This is a genomic window from Pyxidicoccus xibeiensis, assembly GCF_024198175.1.
In the GTDB taxonomy this organism is placed as follows: domain Bacteria; phylum Myxococcota; class Myxococcia; order Myxococcales; family Myxococcaceae; genus Myxococcus; species Myxococcus xibeiensis.
Genome location: NZ_JAJVKV010000004.1, coordinates 1,148,994 through 1,175,221 on the forward strand (window position 1 = coordinate 1,148,994; position 26,228 = coordinate 1,175,221).

At 72.4% G+C, this 26,228-nt stretch carries 21 protein-coding genes; 10 read left to right on the forward strand and 11 right to left on the reverse strand.

Annotated elements, in window-relative coordinates; translation table 11 throughout:
- Position 1 precedes the first annotated feature (1 nt).
- Positions 2–1,729, reverse strand: a complete 1,728-nt coding sequence (locus LXT23_RS22610; RefSeq protein ID WP_253982300.1) for a glycoside hydrolase family 15 protein — start codon at positions 1,727–1,729, stop codon at positions 2–4.
- A gap of 44 nt (positions 1,730–1,773) precedes the next feature.
- Entirely contained in the window at positions 1,774–2,268 is a 495-nt protein-coding gene (locus LXT23_RS22615; RefSeq protein WP_253982301.1) for a MarR family winged helix-turn-helix transcriptional regulator, read from the reverse strand.
- Between the two features lie 67 nt (positions 2,269–2,335).
- On the opposite strand from LXT23_RS22615, the gene LXT23_RS22620 reads away from it, so the two are divergent.
- Both LXT23_RS22620 and LXT23_RS22625 read left to right on the forward strand, forming a co-directional pair.
- A complete protein-coding gene (locus tag LXT23_RS22620; RefSeq protein ID WP_253982302.1) occupies positions 2,336–2,734 on the forward strand; it encodes a nuclear transport factor 2 family protein in 399 nt (132 codons plus the stop codon).
- Positions 2,735–2,861: 127 nt separating this feature from the next.
- On the forward strand, positions 2,862–5,297 hold the full coding sequence (locus LXT23_RS22625; RefSeq protein WP_253982303.1) for an ABC transporter permease: 2,436 nt from the start codon (positions 2,862–2,864) through the stop codon (positions 5,295–5,297).
- Between the two features lie 58 nt (positions 5,298–5,355).
- Here LXT23_RS22625 and LXT23_RS22630 read toward each other — a convergent pair whose 3' ends face one another.
- Positions 5,356–5,676: a hypothetical protein gene (locus LXT23_RS22630; RefSeq protein ID WP_253982304.1), complete on the reverse strand. Its 321-nt coding sequence runs from the start codon at positions 5,674–5,676 to the stop codon at positions 5,356–5,358.
- Positions 5,677–5,898: 222 nt separating this feature from the next.
- Between LXT23_RS22630 and LXT23_RS22635 the strand changes: the two genes are divergently transcribed.
- From LXT23_RS22635 to LXT23_RS22645, 3 genes are read left to right on the forward strand one after another with little or no spacing between them, the layout of a single operon-like run.
- Positions 5,899–6,945, forward strand: a complete 1,047-nt coding sequence (locus tag LXT23_RS22635; RefSeq protein ID WP_253982305.1) for an ABC transporter substrate-binding protein — start codon at positions 5,899–5,901, stop codon at positions 6,943–6,945.
- Positions 6,942–8,603, forward strand: a complete 1,662-nt coding sequence (locus LXT23_RS22640; protein WP_253982306.1) for an ABC transporter permease — start codon at positions 6,942–6,944, stop codon at positions 8,601–8,603. Before LXT23_RS22635 ends, LXT23_RS22640 begins: the two co-directional genes overlap by 4 nt.
- On the forward strand, positions 8,603–9,640 hold the full coding sequence (locus LXT23_RS22645; protein ID WP_253982307.1) for an ABC transporter ATP-binding protein: 1,038 nt from the start codon (positions 8,603–8,605) through the stop codon (positions 9,638–9,640). Before LXT23_RS22640 ends, LXT23_RS22645 begins: the two co-directional genes overlap by 1 nt.
- Positions 9,641–10,749: 1,109 nt before the next feature.
- Here LXT23_RS22645 and LXT23_RS22650 read toward each other — a convergent pair.
- On the reverse strand, positions 10,750–14,103 hold the full coding sequence (locus LXT23_RS22650) for a hypothetical protein (RefSeq protein ID WP_253982308.1): 3,354 nt from the start codon (positions 14,101–14,103) through the stop codon (positions 10,750–10,752).
- 219 nt (positions 14,104–14,322) lie between these two features.
- Here LXT23_RS22650 and LXT23_RS22655 point away from each other — a divergent pair, with 219 nt between their 5' ends.
- Together LXT23_RS22655 and LXT23_RS22660 are read left to right on the forward strand one after the other, a co-directional pair.
- Positions 14,323–14,592, forward strand: a complete 270-nt coding sequence (locus tag LXT23_RS22655) for a DUF2277 domain-containing protein (RefSeq protein WP_253982309.1) — start codon at positions 14,323–14,325, stop codon at positions 14,590–14,592.
- 24 nt (positions 14,593–14,616) lie between these two features.
- Complete coding sequence (locus LXT23_RS22660) at positions 14,617–14,988, forward strand: DUF1304 domain-containing protein (protein WP_253982310.1); 372 nt, start codon at positions 14,617–14,619, stop codon at positions 14,986–14,988.
- Positions 14,989–15,009: 21 nt separating this feature from the next.
- Here the strand turns inward: LXT23_RS22660 and LXT23_RS22665 are convergent, their stop codons facing one another.
- Positions 15,010–15,942 carry a fatty acid desaturase family protein gene (locus LXT23_RS22665; RefSeq protein WP_253982311.1) on the reverse strand — a complete coding sequence of 311 codons (933 nt, stop codon included), beginning with the start codon at positions 15,940–15,942 and terminating at the stop codon, positions 15,010–15,012.
- A complete protein-coding gene (locus LXT23_RS22670) occupies positions 15,939–16,595 on the reverse strand; it encodes a phosphatase PAP2 family protein (RefSeq protein WP_253982312.1) in 657 nt (218 codons plus the stop codon). Before LXT23_RS22670 ends, LXT23_RS22665 begins: the two co-directional genes overlap by 4 nt.
- A gap of 78 nt (positions 16,596–16,673) precedes the next feature.
- Here LXT23_RS22670 and LXT23_RS22675 point away from each other — a divergent pair, with 78 nt between their 5' ends.
- Positions 16,674–17,783: a GNAT family N-acetyltransferase gene (locus LXT23_RS22675; RefSeq protein WP_253982313.1), complete on the forward strand. Its 1,110-nt coding sequence runs from the start codon at positions 16,674–16,676 to the stop codon at positions 17,781–17,783.
- Between the two features lie 5 nt (positions 17,784–17,788).
- On the opposite strand, the gene LXT23_RS22680 is transcribed toward LXT23_RS22675, so the two are convergent.
- The 3 genes from LXT23_RS22680 to LXT23_RS22690 all read right to left on the reverse strand — a co-directional run bounded on the left by LXT23_RS22680 (position 17,789) and on the right by LXT23_RS22690 (position 22,888).
- Complete coding sequence (locus tag LXT23_RS22680; RefSeq protein ID WP_253982314.1) at positions 17,789–19,405, reverse strand: hypothetical protein; 1,617 nt, start codon at positions 19,403–19,405, stop codon at positions 17,789–17,791.
- Between the two features lie 152 nt (positions 19,406–19,557).
- Complete coding sequence (locus LXT23_RS22685; protein ID WP_253982315.1) at positions 19,558–21,423, reverse strand: hypothetical protein; 1,866 nt, start codon at positions 21,421–21,423, stop codon at positions 19,558–19,560.
- Between the two features lie 10 nt (positions 21,424–21,433).
- Positions 21,434–22,888, reverse strand: coding sequence for an MATE family efflux transporter (locus LXT23_RS22690; RefSeq protein WP_253982316.1), 1,455 nt, complete (start codon positions 22,886–22,888; stop codon positions 21,434–21,436).
- 307 nt (positions 22,889–23,195) lie between these two features.
- Between LXT23_RS22690 and LXT23_RS22695 the strand changes: the two genes are divergently transcribed.
- A complete protein-coding gene (locus LXT23_RS22695) occupies positions 23,196–24,254 on the forward strand; it encodes a gamma carbonic anhydrase family protein (protein WP_253982317.1) in 1,059 nt (352 codons plus the stop codon).
- On the opposite strand, the gene LXT23_RS22700 is transcribed toward LXT23_RS22695, so the two are convergent.
- The gene (locus LXT23_RS22700) at positions 24,251–25,501 is read right to left on the reverse strand and encodes a GAF domain-containing sensor histidine kinase (RefSeq protein ID WP_253982318.1); all 1,251 of its coding nucleotides are present in this window, start codon (positions 25,499–25,501) and stop codon (positions 24,251–24,253) included. The two genes, LXT23_RS22695 and LXT23_RS22700, sit on opposite strands and share 4 nt — an antisense overlap.
- Entirely contained in the window at positions 25,476–25,712 is a 237-nt protein-coding gene (locus LXT23_RS22705) for a hypothetical protein (RefSeq protein ID WP_253982319.1), read from the reverse strand. Before LXT23_RS22705 ends, LXT23_RS22700 begins: the two co-directional genes overlap by 26 nt.
- A gap of 128 nt (positions 25,713–25,840) precedes the next feature.
- Here LXT23_RS22705 and LXT23_RS22710 point away from each other — a divergent pair.
- Positions 25,841–26,228, forward strand: a 388-nt coding sequence (locus LXT23_RS22710; RefSeq protein WP_253982320.1) for a protein kinase, incomplete at its 3' end; no start/stop codon positions are given.

Consider the following 26,228-nt stretch of genomic DNA (forward strand, 5'->3'; position numbering starts at 1 on the left):
CTCAGCCCTCCAGCGCCGCGCCCCGGGACAGGCCCATGGCCGTCTGGACGAGGGCGACGTGGCTGGAGGTGTGCGGGAAGTGGCCGGCCATTCGGCGCTGGCGTGGGTCGTACTCCTCCGGCAGCAGGCCCACGTCGTTGCGCACGCGCAGCAGCCGCTCGAAGAGGGACTTCGCCTCTTCACGCCGGCCGAGCAGGTGCAGGCTGTCCGCCAGCCAGAAGCTGCACACCAGCGACACCCCCGCGCCGCGCGACTCATCCTGGCGCACGAAGTCCCCTTCGCCCAGCTCGCGCTCCACCGCGTCCACCGTGCCGACCAGGCGCGCGTCGTCCGCGGGCAGGAAGCCCAGCCGGCCCAGCCGCAGCAGCCGCGCGTCCAGCCCACGTCCGCCATACTCGCGGCAGAAGGCGCCCCGGCGGGAGTCGTAGCCGCGGGTACACACCTCCGCGTGAAGCTCCGCGCGCAGCCGCTTCCAGCGCTCCACCGGCGCGTCCAGGCCGAAGCGCGCGGCGCTCTCCAGCGCCCGGTGCACCGCCACCCACGCCATCACCTTCGGGTACGTGAGGACGGGGCCCTCCGCCGGAGGCTGGAGCCAGGCGCCCTCCAGGTGGTCCAGCATCGCCCGCTGGAGCGTCCACCCATCCCCGCTGGGAGGCAGGCCCCGGCGCGAGCCCTCGTCGAAGCAGCCCATCACCTCGCCCACCTCCTCCAGGCGCAGGCCCCGGCGGGCCGCATGGCCGATGCGCACCGGCCGCGCGCCCTCGTAGCCGGGCAGCCAGGACAGCTCCTGCTCCGGGAAGCGGCGCTCGCCCGCGACGCCGTAGGGAGACTGCAGCTCCTCCGGCTCGCCGGCCACCGCGCGCACCAGCCAGTCGCGCCAGGCGCGGGCCTCGTCCAGGTAGCCCCCGTCCAGCAGGGCCTGGAGCGCGCTGGTGGCGTCATGCAGCCAGCAGAAGCGCGCGTCACCGGGGCGGCCGCCGGAGGCCGCGGGCAGCGACGTGGTGGGCGCGGCGACGATGCCGCCCGTGGGTGAGTACGTCAGCGCCTTGAGGGTGATGAGCGAGCGCTGGAGCGGCTCGTGCCACGGCCCGGTGGAGACGAGGCGCGAGGACCACTCCTTCCACCACGCCTCCGTGTCCTCCACGGCGGCCAGCCCGTCCAGGGCACGCGGCGGCGGCTCGTGCGAGGGATGCCAGGAGAGGACGAAGGGCACGCGGCCGCCCGGCTCGGTGGGGAAGTCCGCGGTGAGCGCGTGCCCCCGGCGCCGCACGGTGACGGGCGTGCGGAGCGCCACCGAGTCCGGCCCCGCGCGCGCGGAGGAATGGTCGTCATGGAAGCGCACCCAGGGCGAGCGGTCGCCGTAGCCGAAGTGGGCGAGGAGCTCCATGCGCATGGGGACGCTGCCCTTGAGGCCCTGCACCACGCGCACGAGGTCCGGCTCGCTGCCGCGCGGGGGCATGCAGTCCACCACGCGCACCGCGCCGTCCTCCGTCTCGTAGTCCGTCTCCAGCACCAGCGAGCCGGGGCGGTAGCGACGCGTCACCTTCAGGATGCCGCCGGCCGGGGCGAGCAGCCAGCGGCCATGGGACGCGTCGCCCAGCAGCGCGGCGAAGCAGGCGTCCGAGTCGAAGCGCGGCCAGCACAGCCAGTCGATGGAGCCGTCCCGCCCCACCAGGGCGGCGCTCTGCGTGTCGCCGATGAGGGCGTAGTCTTCCAGGGGCAGGGCCATGGCGGCGAAGCATGGCACAACGCCGCGCGGGGCGGTCCGGGCCCTCAGCGCGGCTGGCGCACCCGCCGGGTCCGGACCGCCTCGGCGCCACCCAGCGAGGAGAGCACGGCCGCCAGCAGCTTCCGGGCCTCCTCGACGGCGCGCGCGCCGTGCTGGCGCTCGAAGCGCTTCTGGAGTCCGGCCCGCACCGCCCGGGTCTTCTCCACCGCCGCGAGGCCCCGTGCCGACAGCGCCACCCGCCGCACCCGCGCGTCGCCGGACTCCGTCTTCTCGACGTAGCCCAGGCCCTCCAGCTCGGCCACCGACTTGGAGGCGGCCTGCTGCGTCACCTCCAGGAGCCCCGCCAGCTCGCTGATGGAGCGCGGGCCGCCCAGCAGGTGCTGGAAGACGTACCCGTGCGCGTGGCGCAGGCCGGTGAAGCCCGCGGCGTGGATGTCCTCGAGCACCTGCTCGTTCACCCGCTGCCCCACGAAGAGCGCGAGGTACCCCAAGTCGAGCGCTTCGAGCTGAACGGTGGCGGCGTCCTTCGGGCGTGGCATGCCCTCCTCTCTTGCATCCACAACCATGGTTGTGCAACATGGGTTGTGCATTGACCTCGGAGGCCCCATGTCCACGACGAACCTCGACACCGCGCTGCGCTATCTCCAGGCCCTGGAGTCCGGGGCGACGGGTGAAGCGCTGGCGCCCTTCTTCCACCCGGACGTCGTCCAGCGGGAGCACCCCAACGCGCTCTACCGCACCGGGCAGACGCGGGACTTGAAGACGATGCTGGCGGACTCGGAGCGGGGGAAGAAGCTGCTCGCGTCCCAGCGCTACGCCGTGCGCGGGACGGTGGCGCAGGGGGACAGCGTGGCGCTGGAGGTGGACTGGAGCGGCACGCTGGCCGTGCCCGCGGGGAACCTGCCCGCTGGCGCCACGATGCGCGCCGCACTCGGCGTGTTCCTCACCTTCCAGGACGGCCGCATCGTCTCCCAGCGCAACTACGACTGCTACGAGCCGTTCTGAGCCCCGGCGGCGGGCAGGTGTCCGGAAGCGGGATGCGGTTTCCCAGCGCCGGTCACCGGCGCGCGCCCCCACGCTGGGGGCCGGGTCGCCTCGGGGGCTGGCATGCGCCATGCTCCCGGGCTCTGGAATGGACACCCTCGCCCAGGACCTGAGGCTGGCGCTGCGCAGGCTGCGCCGCAGCCCCACCTTCACGCTGGTGGCGGTGGCCACGCTGGCGCTCGGCATCGGCGCCAACGTGGCCATCTTCAGCGTGGTGCACACGGTGCTGCTGCGGCCGCTGCCCATGCATGACGACGCGCGGCTGGTGCGGCTGTTCACCCTGCGCAAGCAGGGCCCACCGGGCCCCACCTCGCCGCCGGACCTGGTGGACTTGCGCGAGCAGACGCGCGCCTTCACCGGCCTCGTCGGCGTGGCGGGCACGGCGATGACGCTGGGGGCCGACGGGCCCGAGACTTCCCCCGAGAAGCTCCAGGCCGGCCTCGTGTCCCCCGAGTTCTTCCAGGTGCTCGGCGTGAAGGTGCCCCTGGGCCGCGCGCTCCAGGCGGGCGACGACGCGCCGGGCGCACCGAAGGTGGCGGTCCTCTCCCACGGGCTGTGGCAGCGGCGCTTCGGTGGCAGTCCCGCGGTGCTCGGCCGCGCGCTGGGCTTCGGGGGCCCCGAGCCCTGGACGGTGGTGGGCGTGGCGGCCCCGGGCTTCGACTTCCCCTCGAGCGCGGAGGTCTGGTTCCCGCTGACGCTGGACGAGAGCATGAAGACGGCGCAGGCGCGGGGCGCCCACTGGCTGGAGGTCTACGGCCGGCTCGCCCCCGGCGTCAGCCTGGAGCACGCCCGCGCCGACGCCTCCGAGGTCGCCCGCCGGCTCGCCGCGCAGCACCCGGCGACGAACGCGGACAAGGGCGTGGGCGTGGAGCCGCTGCGCGACGTGCTGCTGGGCAACGTGCGGCCCTCGCTGCTCCTGCTGCTGGGGGCGGTGGGACTGGTGCTGCTCATCGCCTGCGCCAACCTCACCCACCTGCTGCTGGCGCGCGCGGCGTCCCGCGAGGGCGAGCTGTCCGTCCGCCTCGCCCTGGGCGCCAGCCGGGGCCGCCTCGCCCGCGAGCTGCTGCTGGAGAGCGCCGTGCTGTCGGTGCTCGGAGGCGCGGCGGGCCTGCTGGCGGCGATGTGGGCGCTGGATGTCCTGGCCCTGCTGGGCCCTCGCGACATCCCCCGCATCGAGCAGGTGGCGCTGGACGGCACGGTGCTGGCCTTCACCGCCGGGCTGTCGGTGCTCACCACGTTCCTCTTCGGCCTCGTGCCGGCGCTGCAGGGCTCGCGCGCGGACCTGGGCCGGAGCCTGCGGGCGATGAGCGGCGGGAGCGGCGGGGGTGCGCACCGCCACCGGACTCGCTCCACCCTCATCGTGGGGGAGACGGCGCTGGCGGTGCTGCTGCTGGTGAGCGCGGGCCTGCTGCTGCGCAGCTTCCTCCATCTGCAGCGCGCCGACCTGGGCTTCCGGCCCGAGGGCGTGCTGACGGTGAAGCTCGACCTGCCCCCGCTCCACTATCGCTTCGGCAGCGCCGCGCCCGCGGCCTTCTTCGACAGGCTGCTGGAGCGGCTGCGCGCCCTGCCCGGCGTGCAGTCCGCGGGGATGGTGAGCGGCCTGCCCATGGACGGCGTGAAGTGGACGCTCCCCATGAGGGACCCGCGGCGGCCCGTGCCACAGGGCAGCGAGCCCTGGCAGACGCGGGTGCGCATCATCACCCCCGGCGCGCTGGAGACGCTGGGGGCGAAGGTGTCGCGCGGCAGGGACCTCACCTCCACGGACGTGGGCGAGGGCGGGCGCGTGGTGCTCATCAGCGCCGAGGCCGCGCGCCGCTACTGGCCCGGTGAGGACCCCATCGGCCACGTGGTGGAGACGGACATGAACTGGGGCAACGGCACCTTCGGCGGCCGGGTGGTGGGCGTGGTGGAGGACGTGGCCATCGACGGGCCCGCCGCGCCCGCGCAGCCCGAGCTGTACGTCCCGTATGACCAGGCCCGCAGCACGGAGATGACGCTGCTGCTGCGCACCTCGGGCGATCCGCTCGGGCTGGTCGCCTCGGTCCGCGCCGAGGTCCGTGCGCTCGACGCGAGCCTGGCGCTGGGGCACATCCGGACGCTGTCGTCCGTGGTGGACGGCACGGTGGCACCGCTGCGCTTCTACCTGCTGCTGGTGGGCGTCTTCGCGGGTGTGGCCCTGGTGCTCGCCGCGGTGGGCCTCTATGGCGTGGTGGCGTACGCGGTGCTCCAGCGCACCCGCGAGCTGGGCATCCGCATGGCGCTGGGCGCGCGCGAGCAGCAGGTGATGCGCATGGTGCTGGGGCGCTACCTGCGGCTCACCGCCGTGGGGCTCGTCCTCGGCGTCGCGCTCGCGGTGGGTGCCAGCCGGGCCCTCACGCACCTGCTCAGCGGCGTGCAGCCCGTCGACCCGCTCACCTACGCGGCGGTGGTGATGGTGCTCGGCGCGGTGGCCTTCCTCGCCGCCCTGCTGCCCGCGCGCCGCGCCTCACGCGTCCCGCCCTCGGTGGCACTCCGGGGCGAGTGAGGCGCACGCGGCGCCCCGGGCCTGCTCTCACGCGGGCCCGGGGCCTGGGCGTCATGACTCAGTTCTCCGTGCTGCCCGGGGTGCAGATGGGCCGGCTCGGGCCGCAGGCGGACGCGTGGATGCACCAGCCGTCCGGCGTCTGGAACGCGCTGGCCCTCGGACGGCCGGCGCCGCAGAAGACGGAGCCCGAGGCCACCTCACAGTAGCCTCCGCTCGCCGGGCAGTACTCGGACTGCGCGCTCACGGTGGCGGCGTCCTCGACGGGTGCCTGCCCTTCCTCGACGTCGAAGCCCGCGCCACAGCCCGCGGCCAGCGCGGCGCCAGCGACCAGCCACAGGGACAGCCACGACCTCTTCACGACGGAGCGCTTCGGATGCATGGGGGATTCCTCTGGAGGAGCCGCGCTCCGGCCCGGGCGACTCTCGGGCCCGACTCTAGAGGGAATCCATGCACTTCGGAACACCTGTAATACAGATGCAACAACTCGACGCCGCGCGGGCCAGGGGCGAGGTGCCTGGGGCCGTGCCGCCGTGAACAGGCGTCACGTGGCCCGCGCCGGCAGCGGTGACTTTCCGCGCCCGCGCCGCATAATCGGCCGCGAATGCTCCTTCCCGTCCTGGTCCGGGGGGCCGCGCTTGCCTCCGCGCTCGTCCTCGTCGCCGCGTGCCGCATCGAGTCCGCCGCGCCCGCGTCCGGGCCCGTGGCCTCGCGCGAGGGTGCGCCGTCCGGAGACGTCTGGGTGTACACGTCCATGTACCGGCACGTGCTGGACGCGCTGGAGCCGCTGCTGAAGGCGCAGCTCCCCGGCGTGCAGGTCCACTGGTACCAGGCCGGCAGCGAGAAGGTGGCCAGCCGCCTGGAGGCCGAGCGCGCCGCCGGAGCCGTGCGCGCGGACCTCCTCGCCACGTCGGACCCGTTCCTCTACGAGCGGCTCGCCCGCGAGAAGGCCTTCGCCCGCTACGCCTCCCCCAACGTGCTGCGCGCGCCCCGCTCCCTGGTGGACCCCGACGCGCGCTACGCGGCCATCCGCCTGTCCACCATGGTGCTGGTCCACCGCGAGGGCACCACGCCCGCGCCGTCCTCCTTTGAGGCGCTCGCGAACGGGCGCTGGAAGGGGCGCGTGGCCATCGGAGACCCGCTCACCTCGGGCACCGCCTTCACGTGGGCCGTGTTCTGCCAGGCGAAGTATGGCGACGCATACTTCACCGGCCTGCGCGAGCACGGCGCCATCGTCGCGGGAGGCAACGCGGCGGTGCTCCAGAAGGTGGAGAGCGGCGAGGCCGACGCGGGCGTGCTGCTCCTGGAGAACGCGCTGGCGGCCCGGGCGAAGGGCAGCCCCATCCAGGTGGTGTGGCCCACGGATGGCGCCGTCGTCATCCCCGGGCCGGTGGCCCTCTTCGCGACGACGCCCAACCCCGTGGCGGCGAAGGCCGTGCTGGACGTGCTGCTGTCCCCCGAGGGCCAGCGCCTCATCGTCGAGAAGGGAGACATGCACGCGGTGGACCCGAGGCTCGGCGGTCCGCGGGGTGAGCCCGGGGTGGACGCGCTGCTGGAGCGCGCGCAGCCGTGGACGCCCGCGCTCGTGGAATTGGGGCTCACGCGGGGCGGAGCCATCAAGGAGTCGTTCAGCCGGGCCTTCTCGAAATGAGCACGTCCCGCTGGCTCGGCCTGGGCGCGTGGCTGGTGCCCCTGGTGTTCTTCGCGGTGGGCCCCGTCGCCGTGCTGCTGCTGCGCGGCACGGGGGCCTCCGGCGACGCGGGCCTGTCCTGGCTGGCGGGTGAGGCCGGGGCGCTGGGAAACACGCTCGCCATCTCCGCCGGGGCCTCGGTGCTGGCGCTCGTGCTGGGGACTCCGCTGGCGCTCCTGCTGTTCCGCACGGACCTGCCGCTGCGCGGCGCCTTCACCGTGCTGTTCACCCTGCCCTCCGCCATCCCCGCGTTTATTTGGGGCATGGGGTGGCTGTCGCTGGCCAGCCCGCGCGCGGGCTACCTCAACCGGCTGCTGGGCGAGGGCGCCTTCAACATCTACGGCCCGGTGGGCATCGCCTTCGTGGAGGGGCTGTCGGGGCTGCCGCTGGTGCTGCTGGCGGGGGCCGCGGCGCTGCGGCGCGTGGACCCGGCGCTGGAGGAGGCAGCGCGGGTGTGCGGCGCCTCGCCCGTGCGCGCGCTGCTGGCTACGACGCTGCCCTTGGCCCTGCCGTCGCTGCTGTCCGGCGCGGTGATGGTGTTCCTCATGGCGGCGTCCTCCTTCGGCGTGCCGTACCTGCTGGGTGTGTCCGCTTCACCGCCCACGCGGGTGCTCACCACGCGCATCTACGAACTGGTGCTGCTGGGCGGTGACGAGGGCCTGGGACGCGCGTCGGTGCTGGCCACCGCGCTGCTGCTGCTCACGCCCGTGGCGCTGCTGGGGACGTGGGCCCTGGGCCGCTCCGGCCGCGTGCGGCTGAGCGCGGGAAAGGGCGTGGCGCTCCGGCGCTTCCCGCTCGGCCGTGCGCGGGCTGGCGCCGCCGTGGCCGTGGGCGCCGTCTGCGCGGTGCTGGTGCTGCTGCCCTTGGCCGCCATCCTCCTCACGTCCCTGCAGCGCAGCTTCGGCGCGGAGCTGGCGTGGCGAGAGCTGACGCTGGCGCACTGGTCCGGCGTGCTGCTGGAGCCGCGCACGCTGCGGGCCACCGGGCGCAGCCTCCTGCTGGCGGCGGGGGCGGGCGCGCTGGTGTGCGTGCTGGGGCTGGCGGCGGCGGTGCTCCAGCGGGGGTTCCGTCGCTTCGGGGCGGGCGTGGAGGCGCTGGCCGTGTGGCCCTATGCCGTCCCGGGCACGGTGCTGGCGCTGGCGCTGCTGCTCGCCTTCTCGCGGGACTTGCGCTTCATCCTGCTGGGCCGCGTGGCCTTCGTGCTGGCGCTGGCGCACACGCCGTGGCTGCTGCTCATCGCGTACGCGGCGAAGTACCTGGCGCTGGGGGCGCGCAACAGCACGGAGGCGCTGGCGCAGATTGACCCGTCGCTCGCGGAGGCGGCGCGGGTGAGCGGCGCGGGCCCGTGGCGCGCGTTCCTGGACGCGCCATTGCCGCTGCTGCGCCCGGCGCTCGCGGTGGCGTTCGTGCTGGCGTTCCTCGCATGCGCGACGGAGATAACGATGTCCGTGCTGCTGGTGCCGGCGGGCTCCGAGGTGCTGGGCACGCTGCTGTTCGAGCTGCAGAGCTACGCGGACCCGGCGGCGGCGGCGGTGCTGGCGTGTGCCTTCGTCGCGCTGGTGGTGGTGGGGCAGGCGTTGCTCGCGCGGGTGGGCCGGCGCGCGGTGGAGGCGCGGTGATGGCGGCGATTGCGCTGGAGCACCTGTTCAAGTCGTACGGCGCCACGCCCGTGGTGAAGGGGCTGAGCCTGGACGTGCGCGAGGGCGAGCTCGTCTCCCTGCTGGGGCCTTCCGGCTGCGGGAAGACGACGACGCTGCGGATGCTCGCGGGGTTGGAGCATCCGGACTCCGGCGTCATCCGCATCGGCGGCGAGGTTGTGGCCGGGCCCGGCGTGCGCGTGCCTCCCGAGCGGCGCGGGCTGGGCATGGTGTTCCAGAGCTACGCCGTCTGGCCGCACCGCTCGGTGGAGGAGAACGTGGCGTACCCGCTGACGCTGCGCCGGGTGGCGAAGGCGGAGGTGGCGTCGCGGGTGAAGGAGGCGCTGCGGTGGGTACGGCTGGAGGCGCTCGCGGCACGGCGGCCGCACGAGCTGTCGGGCGGGCAGTTGCAGCGTGTGGCGCTGGCACGGGCGCTGGTGGCGAACCCGCGCGTGCTGCTGCTGGACGAGCCGCTGTCCAACCTGGACGCGGCGCTGCGCGAGGAGCTGCGCGCGGAGATTGCCGCCCTGCGTGCGCGGCTGGGGACGACGATGGTCTTCGTCACGCACGACCAGGGCGAGGCGCTGGCGCTGTCGGACCGCATCGCGGTGATGAACCGGGGCGTCATCGAGCAGGTGGACACGCCCGAGCGGCTCTACCGTGAGCCGGCGACACCGTTCGTCGCGGGCTTCGTGGGTGGGGCGAATGTCCTGACGGGCGAGGTGCGTGAGGGGACGTTCCGCACCGCGCAGGGGAGCGTGGTGTTCCCACTGCCGCCCAACACTGCGACAGGTCCGGACGGGCCGTGCACGCTGGTGGTGCGGCCGGAGGACCTGGAGCTGGGCGGCGAGGGCACGCTGCTGCCACTGTCCGCGCGGCTGTTCCTGGGGCACGCGGCGGAGTACCGCTTCCCGGTGGGCGGCACGCTGCTGCGCGTGGTGGGGCCGCCGCGTGAAGCGCGTGCGGGGGAGGAGCTGGCGGTGCGCATCTGGAAGGCGAAGGTGTTCCCCTCGGTGTGAGGCGGGAGCGCGCTTCGGGTTCAGTGCCGAGCAGTCACGTGGCCCGTCATGAGCGGACAGGCCCTGACCGGCGCTACCCTGGATGGGCTGTCGAGGCCCTGGGGGGACTCATGCGCTGGTTCCACGCTGTCATGTCCGCTGTGTTGCTCACGGCCGGAACGGGCTGTCCACACGACCACATGCGCGACGGCTTCATCGACCGCGCCGCTCGGAAGGATACGAAAGACACCCTCGAGCAGGCATGCCCTCCAGGACTGACCTTGCAACAGGAGTGCAAGACGCCCGAGGGCAAGGATGAGCGAGAATGCAAACGCGTCTGCAAGTGAGGTGGCAGCCCCTCCTGGGGATACTCACGGGGCTGCTGTTGCCACTTCCACTCGTGCTGGTCATTGGAACGGCGGGAGTCGGGTCCGGGCAAAAGGCCGTGCCTCAGCACCTGGAAAGAGTGAGCCCCACCCTGACGCTCGATGAGCGGCGGGCGCTTCTCACCTTCGAACGCTCCTGTCAGAAGGCGGAGGACTGCGAGTCTCCCCTCGGGTGCGTGGAGTTCATTGGAGACCAGGCACTGTGCATGGCCAGTGAGTGCCAGACGGACCTCCACTGCCGCGACGGGTTCACCTGCAAGACCTTGCGGAGCAAGGACCCAGGACTCGGGGTCCGCCTCTGCGTCGTCCCGGGCCTGGCCGAAGAGGGAGCACCTTGCTTCTACTCCTTCACCTTCAAGCGTGAGTGGCTCTGTCGTCCAGGGCTGCTCTGCAACGACGGCTACTGTGGCCGCCCGTGCCAGCCCGACAATCCGGAGTCCTGCCCCGAGGGGTCTTCCTGCGAAGACGGCAGCGAAGGCCTGGCGTGTATTCCGACCTGTATGGGGAGTGTCTGCGCGGAGGGACAGCATTGCGTACGCTTCGGGCGGGGGAGATCGATGTGCGCCCGCCTCCAGGGAGAGAATTGTCAGCAACAGCCCTGCCCTGAAGGCACACGTTGCCACACGAGCTACAACCCTCTGCGCCCAGGCGAGGTCGCCATGGAGTGCAAGGCTCCATAGAAAGACAAAGGCCCCGGCGCTTCGAAGCACCGGGGCCCACGGGTGAAGCCGTACCGCTCGCGGACTACAGGCCGGGGAGCGCGCTGACGAGGCCGCCCAGCTTGCCCAGCGCGCCCTTGGCCAGGTCGCCCACCGCGCCGCCCAGGTCCTCCAGCTTGCCCAGCGCGTCCTTCGCCGCGTCGATGCCGGCGTCCGCCAGGTTCTTCAGCTTGTCCACCGTGTACTCGGCCACGTCGCCGCCCGCGCTGGACAGGTCCTTCAGCGCCTCGACGCCCTCCTCACCCAGGTTCTCCAGGCCGTCCACCACGGCCTTCGCGCCGTCGGTCATCCCGTCGGCCCAGGCCTTGGCCACGTCCTTCATGGCCTCCGCGCCGTCCTTGAGCAGCTCGGTGGCGGCGTCCTTCGCCCACTCCGCCCCGGCGTCCACGCCGCGGGAGATGGCCTCGGCCGCCTTGCGCGCCGCCTCCCCCGTCGCCTTCGCCATGTCCTTCAGCGCCTCCTGGGCCTCCGCCGCCGCCGCCTCGGCGAACTCGCCGGCGCCCTTGGCCAGGTCCTCCAGCTTCTCCACCCCCGCCTCGCCCAGGTTCTTCAGCGCCTCCACGGCCTCGCCGGCGTACTCCACGAACTTCCCGCCGACCTCCTTCATCACGTCCCAGGCCTTCTCGGCGATCTTCCCGCCCTGCTCCAGGCCCCACTTGGCCATCTCGAAGGACTCCTTCGGGCCGTAGTGGGCAATCATGTGGCCGATGCCGACGGGGCCGCCGGCGACGGCGCCCGCCAGGTTCACCGCCTTCACCCAGTCCGGCGCCTCGTACGACTCGCCCTTCTGCTGGGCCTCCACCATCTTCGCCTTCTCGGAGTGCAGGCCGATGTCGAGCGCCAGCTCCGCCACGCCCAGCACCGCGCCCGCCGCCAGGTCCACGCCGACGCCCACGCCCGTCGCGTCCAGGATGAGGCCGCCCACCGCGTCCAGCGCGTTCAGCTTGGCGCCCGTGAAGGCCAGGAAGCTCAGGTCCTTGTTCTGGTCCTTGAGGTCCATGCCCTCCTTGGTGAGCTTCGCCGCGTCGTACAGGCCCGGCAGCGCGCCCAGGCCGGGGACAATCTTGCTGAGGTTCTTCAGCACCTTCCCGGCGACCTCGCCGGTGACGGCGACGCCCATCCGGGTGAGCAGGCCCGACATCATGTCCAGGCCCTTGCCGAGCGCCTCGCCCAGCTTGCCGAGGGTGCGGCCATCCATGTGCTCGAGGAGCGGGCCCGCGACCTTCAGCACGTCCTTGATGGTGGAGCCGTCCGTCTGGCCCGCGAACTTCGCCAGCTTGGAGATGCCGCCCGCGTCCATGTTGGACGTGAGCTTCACGAAGGTGTCCAGGTCCTGGCCGTCCAGGTGCTTCAGCGTCTTGCCCAGGTTGTCGAGGGCGTCGGGCTCGTTGATGAGCTTGCCGAGCTCGCCGGCGTCCAGGCCCTTCAGGGCCTTGGCCATCTTGTTGGCCTCGGGTCCGTCCAGCCCGTCGAGCTTGCCGAGCACCTTCTCCAGGTCCCCGCCCGACTTCACCTTCTTCAGCATGTCGCCGAGGTGGTCGGTAGTCCCATCCACCGGCATCTTCTTGGACAGGTTGAAGAGCTTCTCGGTGGTGCCCCCGTCCTTGAGGGCCTCCGCCATGATTTTCGGGTCCAGCCCGCTCACGGCGCCCAGGAACCGCTTCGCCTCCTCGGGGCTGGCGGCGTTGTTGACCTGCCGGAGGACGTTGTCGAGCCCGCCCGCGTTGCTCGCGTCGAGCTTCTGCAAGAGCGGCGTGATGTCCTTGATGTCGACCTGACTCCCGGCCCGGCCCAGCTCGCTGACCTGGTTGGCGGTGAGCTTGTTCTTCAATTCATCGGGGAGGTCGCCCAGCGTGCGGTTCGCGAGCGACTGGGCATCCTTGACCAGCGCCTCCGGGTTGGGCACGCGCGCGTCACGCAGCGTCTGGAGGAAGGCCTTGCTGTCGCGCCACGCGCCCGGAGCCTCGCCCGCGAGCTGGAGGGCGGCGATGGCCTGGTCTTCCGGCTTGGCGTTCGGGTCCAGCAGCGTGAGGCCGGCGCCGGCCATGCGCGCGGGGCCGTCCAGCTTGCGCAGCGCGGGCTGCAGGTCCTTGAGGGCCTGCGGCCCTTCCGCGCCCAGCAGGTTCTTGGCCGCGTTGGCCACCGCCACGCCGGCCTTCGCCTGGGCCGCCGGGGACGCATTCGGGTTGAAGAGCGCCGTGTACGCGTCCACCATCGCCTTGGCGTTGCCGAGCTGGGCGTTGGTGCGGTTGAGCACGTCGTTGCCCGGGATGCGCTCACCGATGTTGCCGAGCACCTCCTTGACCTTCTCCGGCGGGAGCGCCTGGTTGATGGAGCTGCCCAGCGCCAGCGCGGCGGACAGCCGCTTGTCGGGCGTGGAGTTCGGGTCCACCAGCGTGCGGGCCGCGCCGCGCGCGCTGTCGGTGCGGAAGACGTTGACGAACTCGCGCTCGGTCAGCTTCAGCGCGTCCTTGATTTCGACGGCCTCCTTGGCCTCCTTCGGCGACTTGCCCTCCTTGAGCTGCGAGGCGAAGAGCGGGTCCTTCATCGTCTTCTTCATCGCCTCGTCGGTGCGGGTATCCCCCGCCGCCGAGATGATGCGGCCCAGCGCGTCCTTGTCCTGCACGCCCTTGAAGTCGACGTCGTTGGCGCGCGGGCCCTCGCCCGACTTCGCCTGGCCCTCGAGCCGGTCGCCCAGGCTGATGAGGTCCTGGGGGTTCTTGATGCCGAGCTGCTCCAGCGTGGCCTTGTTCTCGGGCTTGCTGTTGAGGATTTCGAACTGCTGCTCCGCGTTGATGCGCTGCTGCGTCTCGGCGGCAGAGGGCGCCTGGGTGCCGAGGAGCTTCTCCAGGTCGGCCTTGCGGCGCGTGCCCTCGAAGGCGGACGCCAGCTCGTTCTTCTTGGGCTCGGTGGCCTTGATGTCCTTCTCGGTGAAGGGCTGGGCGACCTTCTCCCGCTTGGCGATTTCGTTCGCCTTGGTCATCTCCGTCGCCGCCTTCTTGGCGGAGATGGCGACGTTCTCCTCGGCCTTCTGGAGCGCCAGCGCCTTCTGCTCGGCGGCCTTGGCGGCGTCGGCGGCCTTCTTCTCGGCGACCTTGGAGGCGTCGCCCGCCTTCTTCTGCTCCTCGGGGGACTTCGTCTTGTCGGCGGCCTGCTTCTTCGCGTCCTCGGCGGCCTTCTTGGCCGCGGCGGCGGCCTTCGCGGCCTCGGCGGCGGCCTTGGCGGCGGCTTCCGCGGCCTTGCGAGCAGCTTCCGCGGCACGGCGGGCTTCCTCAGCACGGCGGCGCGCCGCTTCGGCTGCTGCTGCCGCCGCCGCCGCGTCATTGCCCGAGGTGCTGGTAGAGCTGCTTCCGCTGACGCCACTCGCTGGTGCGACCATGTCTGAACCCTCAGAGGGGACGAATTCTCAGATCCCAATCATCGACCGGATTTCCCGGAAGTTTCCTGGGCCCTCCCTTTCTTGGAATACGCACAGTCCCCCACCTCCCTGAGAGGAAGAAGGACCCATGCAGCGAGTGAAAGCCGGGTGGGTCAAATGGACCCCTGCAGCCAGGCGAGCGGGCGGCGCGAGCGGCTCCGGATGACCTAGCCTTGGGGTATGTGCCGGAACATCAAGCCCCTGTTCAACTTCGCGCCCCCCGCCACCGATGAGGACATCCGGGCGGCGGCGCTCCAGTTCGTCCGGAAGATTGCGGGGACCCGCAAGCCGTCGAAGCAGAACGCCGATGCCTTCGAGGTCGCCGTCGAGGAGATCTTCCAGAGCTCGAAGCGGATGCTCGAGGGCCTGGTGGCGACGACGCCTCCCCGCGACAGGGCCCGCTTCGAGGAGCTGAAGCGGCTGCGCTACAAGAAAGCCGAGCAGCGCTGAAACCCGGGCGGCGTAGGCTGCGGCATGCGCCTCCCCACGCGTCTCCTCGTCGGCTTCGTCGCCTTGCAGCACTTCGGCTTCCTGGTGCTCGAGGCCTTCTTCTGGACTTCGGAGTTCGGCCGCAAGACGTTCGCCACGACGCCGGAGTTCGCCGAGGCCTCGAAGGTGCTCGCCGCCAACCAGGGCCTCTACAACGGCTTCCTCGCAGCGGCGTTGGTGATGGGGTTGCTCGCGAAGGACAAGCACGTGGCCCGTGCGACGCTGACATTCACCCTGGCGTGCGTCGTCGTGGCTGGCATCGTTGGCGGCATCACCGCCAAGCCTTCCATCCTGTTGGTGCAGGGGCTGCCGGCGTTGATGGCCCTGGTGCTCGTGCGTCGTGACCGGACCGCTTGAGCCACCCTGGCATGGGTGGACTCAGTCCTCCCGCCCCATTGAACGCGCCGCTCCCTCCACGGGCGCCTCGGCGGCCTGCGTGGGGCCCCGCCAGAAGCGGATGAAGGCGGTGAGGTAGCCCGGCCGCTCGCGCGTCGGGTCGTCATGGCGCGGCAGGTACAGCCACGGCACGCGCGGGTGCTGGTGGTGCGCCAGGTGCCAGTTGAAGTGGAGCAGCAGCGACTCGTACAGCGGATGCGCCCGCAGGTTGTGCGCGCCGTCCAGCACGTGCCGCGGACTGTGCGCGTGCGTGACGTACTGCTGCGCGGACCAGTTGAGCCCGTAGAGCGCGTACACGAGCAGGTAGCGTCCGGGGGACAGGTCCAGCGCGAGCACCAGCCCCATGTGCAGCAGCAGGATGGCGGCGCACTCGGCGCGGATGCGGCTCATGAAGGCTTCCGGAATGCCCTCCACCATGGCCACGGCGGAGGGGTCCTTCACCAGCTGGCCTCGCAGCGCGCCCGGCGCCACCAGCACCACCGCCATGGCCAGGGGCACCAGCAGCCAGAAGCCTCCCAGGTAGAGCGCGTAGAAGATGATGCGCTTGCGGCGCACGTCGTCGCCCGGCTGGTACTGGTCGAACAGCTCCGCGTCGCTCCGGTTGCGGCGGTGGTGCCCCAGGTGGCACGCGCGCAGGAAGGTGAAGGGCCCGGGGAAGAAGGCCGCCAGCAGCACGCCGAAGCCCTCGTTCACCGCCGCGTTCGCATGGAAGACGCGGTGCTCGGCCTCGTGCAGCAGCGAGTACAGCGGCAGGAAGAGGAAGGAGAAGGCCACGCCCGCGCCCAGCACTCCGAGCCACCCGTCCGCGCGCGAGGCGCACCACTGGAGCGCGAGGCCGCCGGAGACGATGCCGAGCGCCAGCGCCACGTTGAGCCGCCCTGGCGGCGCGGGGATGTCCACGGCCGTGCCGCTCACGGCGTCACCGGCTGTCCGGACACGGGCGCCGCCACGGGCCACCGTCGGAAGAACGCCGCATGCGCCGCGAGCGCCACCGCCACGCCGCCCGCCACATCCACCACGAAGTGCTGCTTCACGGTGAGCGTGGACAGGGAGATGAGCGCGGCCCAGGCCATCCACAGCCACCCACCGCGCCGGTGCCGCAGCCGCAGCGCGCCCAGCACGGTGACGGCGACGTGGAGGCTGGGGAACGTGTTGCCGGGCAGGTCCTGGGACCACATCACCCGGAACTGCTCGCGCCAGTACGGCGACGCAATCGACTCCACCGGCGGGCGGGGGAAGTGCGACGTGAAGAGGAAGAAGCCCAGGTAGCACAGCGCGTTCACCGCCAGCACCGCGCCCAGCATCCGCACGTACTCGTCCGCCTCCAGCGCCCAGGCCGCCACCAGCGGGAAGACGAAGAAGGACGTGTAGACGACGTACGTCCACGGCAGGAAGGGAATGGCCGCGTCCACCGGCAGCGACAGGTCGAAGCGCGGCGGCAGGTTCGCGTTGAGCCACCAGTAGCACTGGAAGGTGCCGACGAGGACCCCCACCGTGGTGGCCAGGCGGCCCGCGAAGCGGCGGTTGAGGCGCAGCAGCAGCTCCAGCATGGCCCGGGAATTCAGCACGCCCCCGGGTGTCCTGCCAACGCACGCAGCGGCGCGGGCCGTGAGCCCCCGTTCTCGCATAGGCTCCCGCACCGCCGCATGAGCCTCCTCCGACGCGCCACCCGTGACGACAACGCCGCGCTGTTGGACTTGTTCGGCGACGTCCCCATGCAGGGCGAGCTGGTGCTCTCCACCCAGCGCGCCCCCGACTACTTCGCCCTCTTCGACATGCAGCGCGGCGACGCCGAGGTGTGGGTCCACGGCGAGGCAGGAGGCCCGCTCGACGGCATGGGCGCCATCCACGTGCGCGACGGCTGGCTGGACGGCCGCCCGTGCCGCGTGGGCTACCTGGGCGACCTGCGCACCCGCTTCGCCGCGCGCCGCGTCCGCGGCCTGGCCCGCCACTTCGGCCCCGTGCTGGAAGAAACAGCCGAGCGGCTGGGCGTGGACAGCTTCCTCACCGCCGTCATGGCCTCCAACGCCGCCGCCCTCAAGGCCCTGGTGCGCAAGCGGCCCGGCCGTCAGGCCCAGCCCCACTACGCGCTGCTGCGCCGCTTCTCCGCCGTCTCCATCCAGTTCCTCCTGCGCCGCCGCCCGCGCCCCGGCGCCTTCGCCGTGCGCCGCGCCACCCCCGCCGACGTGCCTGCCATGGCCGCGCTGCTGGACGCGGACCACCGCGCGCGCCCCTTCGGCTACCGCTACGACACCGGCGAGCTGGAGCACCGCTTCGCCCGCTGGCCCGGGCTGCGCGTGGTGGACGCGTACCTCGCCTTCGACACGGGCGGACGGCTGGTGGGCTGCACCTCCGCGTGGAACCCCGACGCCGTGAAGCGCTACCGCGTCCACGCGTACCGGGGCGGCATGCGCTGGGTGCGGCTGGGCTTCAACGCCGCGGCCACGGTGACACGAGCGCCGCGCCTGCCCGCGCCCGGCAGCGACTTCCGCTACTTCTACCTCTGCAACACCAGCATCCTCGGCGAGGACCCGGCCATCTTCCGCGCCCTGCTGGAGCAGGTGTACGCGGACTTCCACGGCCAGGGCTTCCACTTCTTCACCCTGTACCTGGGCGAGGACGACGCGCTGGCCTCGGCGCTGAAGGGCTTCCTCCAGCGTCAGCTCGACTTCCACCTGTATGCCGTCACCCCCGCGTCACGCCCGCGCGACACCTTCCCTCCCGGACGCACCGGCTTCGAAATCGCCCTGCCCTAGCCGGCTCACCGGGTGACTTCGGTGTCCACCCGGTCCACCCGCAGGGTGAAGGCCTCCCCGTCATCCGCCGCCGAGATGAGGAGCTTGAGGTGCGCTCCCCCGATGACGTGGAACATCATGCTGCCCAGCCGCGCGCTCGAGACCAGCTGTTGGTCATGGCCGTTATAGGCGCTCATGTTGCACACCGGCTGGCACGTCACGCGGTAGACGCCATTCGCCTCCACCGGGAAGGCCAGGGCATCCACGTCCCTGGCCGAATGGAACCGCCCGACGATGTCGGTGCCCACGGCGGCAGGGGTGGAGGAGTCGACCGAGCTTCCGAAGTCATCCGGGCCCAGGTCCTCCAGGACGAGCTGGACGGGTGCGTCCGTGGAGGCGCTCTTCGCGGGCGTGAACTTCAGGAAGTACGTCCCTTGCGAGCCGGGGATGACGTAGCGCTGGTCATTGCCATAGGGCAGGTAGCCGCCCCGCGGGGCCACGAGGTCGAACTTCAGCGAGCCCGCGGGCTGCTGGTGCAGGCGGTAGCTGTGGCCGGCCTTCGCGGCGAAGGCGACCACGTCCACGTCCTTGTGCGAGTGCATCCGCGCGGTGAAGGGCACGCCGGGCGTCACCGCCGTGGCGTTCCCCTCCGCGTCCGCATGGTCATCCCGCCCCAAATCTCTCAGCCAGCAGTCGAACGTCAGGGGCAGCTGGCCGTGCGTGGGGCTCACCTGCATGAACCAGGGCTGGTCCGTCGTGGCCTTCAGCTCCACCTCGGGAGGGCCCCGGGTGCCGAGCCCCTCGGCGGCGGCCACCACCCGGCCCGACGGCTCCAGCAGCCGCACCGCCACCCCCGAGTCCAGCTTCGTCAGCGAGCAGCCGAGGCGGTACGCATGTCCGGCCACCGCCTGGAACCGGAGGACGTCGTCGTCGCCCAGGTACAGGCTCCTCACGGTGAAGCTCCGCTCCGAGGGCTCCTTGAGGGCCGCGCCCCCGGGGTGGTCCCCGAAGTCGTCCGGGCCCATGTCCAGGAGCTGGTACGCATACGTGCCCGTATCTCCCGCGCCGGACACCTCGAGGTACCAGGGCCCCGGCTCCAGGGCGCGGTACAGCATGGCCGTCCTCCGGGCATCCACCGGGAAGCCCCCGCGCTCGCGGCCGGTGCCGTCCAGCAGGCGCGTGTGGCAGTCGGGCAGCGACTCGCGCTCGCAGACGAAGATGTACGTGTGGCCCGCCTCGGCGGTGAAGGTGAAGAGGTCCCGGTCGAACAGGCCGCGGGGGCTCGCGCTGATGCGCCCCTCCGCCAGCTCCAGTCCCGGCTCCAGCCCCTGCTCCGAGCTCCACCGCGGCGTCACCGCCAGCGGGGTGGCCTCCTCGGGTGAGCCACCATGGTCGTCCGTCCCCACGAAGACGGCGACCTCACACATGACGCCGGCGGCCTGCTCCCACGGGCCGCAGCGGCACATGGGCTGCCCCGCGTTGGAGACACACGTGCCCGCGGTGCAGCTCAGGCCCTCGCAGGCCTGGGCGTCGTCCGGCTCCGCCACGGCCGCGCCGCAGCCCGCCGCCGCCAGGGCCAGCAGCAGGGCGAGGGCCAGCGGCCCCGGCCCCCTGCACGATGATGGACGCGATGAGCGGTGCAAGCGCGGCCCCCGGGTTGACGACGCGCCCTGGAGCTATGAACGCCCCCGCGCGCCGCCAACGCACCGCCCCCGCGAACCCGCCGCGCCTGTTCCCCAGCGCACACGTCCCGCGTCGACCGCGAGGCACTAGCGCCTGGAGTGACGGCCCGCGCTCACTCCCGCTGGAGCGTGAAGCTCCACGGCAGCTCCTCCAGCTCCGACGCCCCGAACACCATCAGGACCCAGGTGCCGGACATGTGGGCGGTGAACAGGCCGCCGCGGGGCGTGACGGTGGAGCCGTCCGGCCCGGTCACCATCAGCCGCAGCGCGCCCAGGTCCTGGCCGAGCCGGTAGGTGCGCCCCGCCTCCAGCCAGACGATGAAGGCATCCCCGTCCACGGCCGTCTGTACCCGGCCGGAGCGGGCGGCCGGCAGGGTCAGCACCCCGGCGCTGGCCGGGGTGTCGCCATGGTCGTCGGTGGCCACCCGCTCCAGCAGCAGGCGGGTGGCGTCGACGCCAGCGCGGGGCCGCAGGAACAGGGTGATGGGCATCACCTGCGAGGCATCGATGAGGTACTGGCCCGCCCGCCCCGTGCTCATGAAGTTGAGGGTGCCCGTGTAGTAGAAATCCATGTCACAGGCGGGCTCGCAGGTGGCCAGGTAGATGCCGTCCGGCGCGGTCGTGAAGGAGACGGCATCCCGGTCCTGCGGCGTCTCGAAGCGGGCGAAGGTGACGTTGCCGGGAACGATGGGGGTGGCCGTGTCCGACGTGTCGCCATGGTCGTCGGGCCCCAGGTCCACCAGCACCAGCCGGAAGGAGTGGAACCAGGGCGTGCCACCCCGGACGTGCAGGTAGTACGTCCCCCGCGAGGTGGGCTTGAAGCTCAGCGTGTTCGTGGCGTCCAGCCTCTGCGCCTGCCCCGCGGCGTCCACCACCATCACCTGCCAGCTGCCCGGGTCCTCCGTCCGGACGGAGTAGACGTGGCCGGGCTCGCCGGTGAAGGAGAACACGTCCACGTCGCCCCCCCACTGCAGGGTGGTGGGCACCGGGACGCCCGGAAGGACGGGCGTGGCGCCGGCATGGGTGTCCGAGTGCTCGTCGAAGCCCAGGTCCTCCAACCAGCAGGCAGCCGGCGGCTGGCCGGCGATGGGGTCCGCGCGCAGCTCCAGGTACCAGTCCTCCTGCCGCTCCGCCCGCAGGCCGACGGCAACCCACGGCCCGCCGGGGTTGGTGATGGCTTCCCGCACCTCGCCATTGGCCGCCATCAGCCGCAGCTCCCGGAACGGGCTGCCCGACTGCTGGCAGCGGAAGGTGTAGCTGCGGCCCGCGAAGGCGCGGAAGGAGAAGACATCCCGGTCCTGCGGGGCGCTGTGGGTGACGGGGAAGGAGCTGCGCGAGGGCTGGAGCACGGTGGCGCGCGGTGGCGTGTCGCCATGGTCGTCCGCCCCCAGGTCGATGAGCTGGTACGTGTAGGAGCCCGTCGCCACCTCGCCACTGGTGTGCTCAGCGCCGGACACCTCCACGTACCAGGTGCCCGCCTCCACCAGCGCGTAGCCCATCCGGCCTTCGCTCGACGCCGTCACCTGCATGGAGGCCTCACGGCCCTGCGAGTCCAGCAGCCGCAGCCGGGAGTCGTTGAGCGACCCGGCCCCGCAGCGGAAGGCAAACCCGTGGCGCTCCGTGGCCGTGAAGGTGAAGAGGTCCTTGTCCTTCATGTCGCCGCGCAGGCCCTTGTTGATGCGGGCCCTGAGCGGCTGCATGGGGGGCGTCAGCACGGTGGCGTCCGCGGGCGAGCCGCCAATGTCGTCCGGCTCCTCGAAGGCGCCGACCTCGCAGGGCAGCCCGGCCGAGACCTCCCACGTGCCGCAGCGGCACATGGGCTGCCCTCCGTTGGAAGAGCACGTGCCCGCGGTGCAGACCACGTCCGCGCAGGCCTCGGCGTCACCCGGTATCTCTACCGGGCCACAGGCGGCCGCGGCCAGGACCAGCGAGCAGGCGAGCAGGCCTCTCAGGAGCAGGGGCATGGGAGGAGGCGACATGGCCCCCAGCCTACACCTGACGGTGCTTCCACGTGCCGCGCCGGAAGAGGATGACGGAGGCGACTGTCATCACCGAGAAGGCGACGGAGATGGAGAGGAAGGCGCCCGTGGGCCCCAGCCCCATGGGCCCGGCGAGCACCCACGCCAGGGGCAGCTCCAGCAGCCAGAAGCAGGCGATGTTGAGCACGGTGGGCGTGGCGGTGTCCCCCGAGCCGTTGAACGCCGCCGTCAGCACCATGCCGAAGGCATAGAACAGGAAGCTGGCGCTCATGATGCGCAGGGCGCTGACCGCGTAGGCGGTGACCTCCGCGTCATGGGTGAAGATGCCCACCACCTGCTTCGCGAAGAGGACGAACAAGAGCCCCAGCGAGCCCAGGAAGGCCGCGTTGATGCGGCCCGCCGTCCACACCGCGTGCTCGCCGCGCTCCGGCTGGCGCGCGCCCAGGCTCTGTCCCACCAGGGTGGCCGCCGCGTTGCTCAGCCCCCAGGAGGGCAAGAGCGCGAAGAGGACGATGCGGATGGCGATGGTGTAGCCCGCCACCGCCGTGCTCCCGAAGGTGGAGACGATGCGCGCCAGCACCACCCAGCTGGTGGTGCCCACCAGGGCCTGCGCGGTGCCCGCGCCGGACATGCGCATCATGGCCAGCATGGTGGCGGGCTCCAGCCGCAGGTGCTCGCGGCGCACCTGGAGCCGCCCGCCGCCGCGCGCCAGCCGGTAGAGCTGGTACACCACGCCGCAGCTGCGTCCGAAGGTGGTGGCCACCGCGGCGCCCATGACGCCCAGCTCCGGGAAGGGCCCCACGCCGAAGATGAGCAGCGGCGCCAGGACGATGTTGATGGCGTTGGCCAGCCACAGCACCCGCATGGAGATGGCCGCGTCCCCCGCGCCCCGGAAGATGGCGTTGATGAGGAACAGCAGCAGCACGCTGCCCATGCCGCCCAGCATCACCTGCGTGTAGCGCACGCCGTGCTCCAGCACCCAGGGCGAGCCGCCCATGAGGGCCATCAGCGGCCGCGAGAAGACGACGCCCGCCACGGACACCGGCACCGCCAGCACCACGCCCAGGCCAATGGCCTGCACCGCGGTGCGCGCCGCCCGCTCCGGGTCGCCCTCGCCGATGCGGCGGGACACCAGGGCCGTGGCGCCGATGCTCAGCCCCATGGCCGCGGCATAGATGATGGAGAGCAGCGACTCGGTGAGCCCCACCGTCGCCACCGCGTCCGCCCCCAGCCGGCCGACGAAGAACACGTCGACCACTGCGAAGACGGACTCCATCATCATCTCCAGCACCATGGGCACGGAGAGCAGGAAGATGGCCTTGCGGATGGGGAGCTTCGTGAGGTCCTGCCGGGAGCCGTGGACCGCTTCCTTCAGTGACGCCCAGAGCCCCTGGGCCTCATCCGCGGGCGGAGTGTCCGCCACCGCCGGCGAGGGTCGAGCCTCGGCCGGGGATATTTCCGACATGCCTGCCTCCGTCGCGACCTTCTGTCAGGAAGGTGGAGCCGCGTCCAGGGACGACGTCACGGCCTCCACCTGACCTGCGCCGCCATTTTCCGTCCCTCCCTGACACGGCGGGCGGGCAAGCGGGCGCCGTCCGCCCCGCCTCGTGGGTTCCCGCCCCCCGCCCCCGCCCACGGGCAGGCCGGTGGGCCGCGCTCGCACCCGAGTGGGATTGCCCCGGCGCCGAGCGTTGGAGGGTGGACACCCATCCCCGTCTTCGGGGCTGTCCTTAAGTCACAACGGCGGGTGTAGGGTGCCGGGCCTAATGGGAATGAGCCCGCAGCAGCTCGTGAGCCCACCCGCGACGTCGGCTGGGGGAGCCGGACATTTCAGCCTGGCCAGCAGCGCCCGGGTCCTTGGCACGGTCCACCTCGGCCCGGGGGCCCTCATCGCCCAGGGCGCGGTGGTGCGCTCTCACGATGGGGCCGTGCGGCTGGGCGCGGGCTCGGCCGTGCTGGAGAACGCCACCGTGGTGGGCACACCCGGACAGCCCGTCACGGTGGGCGAGCGGGCCGTGCTGGGCCACCGCTCCGTCGTGCTGGGAGCAGAGGTGGGCCCGCTGTGCGAGGTGGGCAACGGCGCCATCCTCATGCCCGGCTCGCGCCTGGGTGCCCGGTGCCTGCTGGGCGAGGGCACCGTCATCCCCTCCGGCATGCTCGTGCCGGACGAGTCCGTGGTGGTGGGCCGGCCCGGCCGGGTGCTCCGCCGGGCCACGCCGCAGGACCTGGAGCGGCTGCGGGGGATGCGGGGCGGCAACCTCACGCTGCCCGGTCAGCCGCTCACCGCCTTCTCCGCCAGAGACCGAGCCGAGGACGCCCCGATGGGACAGCTGTACACGTTTCGAGACAAGCACCCGCTGGTGCACCCGACGGCCACCCTCTTCTCCACCGCGGAGGTGACGGGAGACGTGGTCATCGGGCCGGGCTGCATCATCGGGCCGGGGGTGAAGATCATCGGCGACTCGCACGGGCCGGTGCGCATCGGCGCCGGGGTGCAGGTGCTGGCGAACACGGTGCTGCACCTGCTGCCGGACAACACGCTGGTGCTGGAGGACGGCGTCATCGTCGGCCCGGGCTGCATGGTGCATGGCTGCCACGTGGGCGCGGGCACCGTGGTGGAGCCGGGCGCCATCCTCTGTGACGGCAGCCGGGTGGGCCGCGGCAGCATCGTGGGCGCGGGCAGCCTGGTGAAGCAGCACGCCACGTTCCCGGACGGAGTCCGCGTGGAGGGCTTCCCGGCGGTGCAGACGGAGCGGCTCGCCCAGCCCCCGGCCCCGCCGCGCTGGGCGCTGCGGCCCGAGGACCTGGCGGGCCTGCGGCGCGTGGGCTAGCGGCCCGACGTCGGCGCCTCGGGCAGGAAGAGGTCGAAGCGCGTCCCCTCGCCCTGCTTCGACGTCACCTCCAGGGCGCCGCCGTGGGCATCGGCGATCCTCCGCGCCAGGTACAGCCCCAGCCCCAGGCCGGTGGAGCCCGGACCGCGCGAGAAGCGCTCGAAGAGGGTCTCGAGCATCTCGGGGGCAATCCCGGGGCCCTGGTCCTTCACGGAGATGCGGCCCCACCGTCCATCTCCGCGCTGCAGCTCGCGGACCTCCAGGTCCACGGGCAGCCCCGCGGGCGAGTGCTTCAGCGCGTTCGCGGTGAGGTTCTCCAGCACCTGGCGAAGGCGGTCCGCGTCCGCGACGATGACCAGCTCCTCCTCCCCCTCGTACCGGAGCGCATGGGTGGGGGTGCGCAGGGTGGCGGCCACCTCCCTCGTCAGGGCCGCCACGTCCACGGGCTGGGGCCGTAGCGTGAAGAGGCCCTGGTCCAGGCGGCTCACGTCCAGCAGGTCGGAGATGAGGCGCGAGAGCCCCTGGAGCGCCGCGGCCGCGCCCTCCGCGTCCCGCAGGTAGTCGGTGGCATTGTCGCGCCGGGCGCGCCGGTGGATGAGCTCCAGGCGCGCGCGGAGCGGCATCAGGAGGTTGGCCATGTCGTGGGCCAGCACGGTGACGAGCTCCTCGGCCGCGGTGCGACGCGCGGTGCGCACGGCCAGCTTCGTCAGCTCCTGGACCAGCTCCACCCGGTGCGCCACCGCGCCCACCCAGCGGGCCACCGCACCGAGGAAGCGCAGGTCGTCCTCGCCGAAGAAGTCGGGCTGGGCGGAGGACACCGCCAGCACGCCCCGCGTCTCCCCGCCGACGGGGAGCGGCACCATGAGGGCGGACTTCACCCCCAGCCGGTGCTTGATGCCGGGCAGCTCCTCGGGGTCATCTTGCTGGCGGCCCGTCATGAAGGGCTGCTCCGTCTCGTACACCTGGACGGCCCGGCCGCCGTTGGCCAGCGGCATCCGGTCCAACCCGAGCGCCTGCTGCTTGCGTCCCATGGGGGTGTCGCTCGTCCCGGCGGCCGCCAGCGTCTGCGTCGAATGCTCGAGGAAGAAGATGTCGACCTTGTCGGCCTGGAGGATGTCCGAGATGAGCTGGCTGGCCCGGGTCATCGTCGGGTGCAGCTCCGCGGCGGGGAGCTCGAGCAGGCGCTCCAGGGCCCGGAGCAGGACTTCCGTGCGCTCGCTCTCACTCGCCGGTCGGCTCTTGCTCACGCAGGGAACCTGGGCTGCCTCGTCCCGCGGTGCCACTCGTGGGGCAGCCCGGCTGGCGGGCAGCGGAGCGGGCTTTCGAGGCAAGCACGGTGCGGAAGCGCAGGGAGTAGCGCAGGGCCTCCACCGGCGAGAGCGTGTGCTGCCACGCCGAGCGCGCCTCCCCGTCCAGCAGGTAGGCGGAGCGCGGCGCGAGCTCCCGCGTGGACGTCACCCAGCCGTCGCCCGCCTTGCGCCGGAAGGCGTGCCTCCGCGAGCAGCGGCAGGAGGGCTCGCCATCATCATGCAGCCTGCCTGCAACGTGCCTCGAAGCCCCGCCATCCAAACGTTCAGGACAGAGGGATGGCGATGCTCCAGGCGCTCGGAGAGGAAGGACTGCGGGAAATCCATCGCGGGCGCCGCTACGTCGTGCTGCGCGGCTGGAGGCAGGACGGCGAGCCCCTGGTCATCAAGCGGGTGCGCACCGGCCCCCTGGCCACCGGCAGCCGCGCCATGCTGCGCCACGAGTACTCCCTGCTTCGCAGCCTCCACGGCGAAGTGCCCGGCGTTGCCCGCGCCGTCGCCCTCCAGGACGACTCCTCCCTCCTGCTCGAGGACGCAGGGCCCCAGAATCTCCAGGAGTGGCTGGGCCGCAGGCCCGTCACCATGGACGCCTTCCTCGAGCTGGCCCTCCAGCTGGCCGGCATCATCGCCAGCCTCCACCAGCAGCACGTCATCCACCGCGACATCA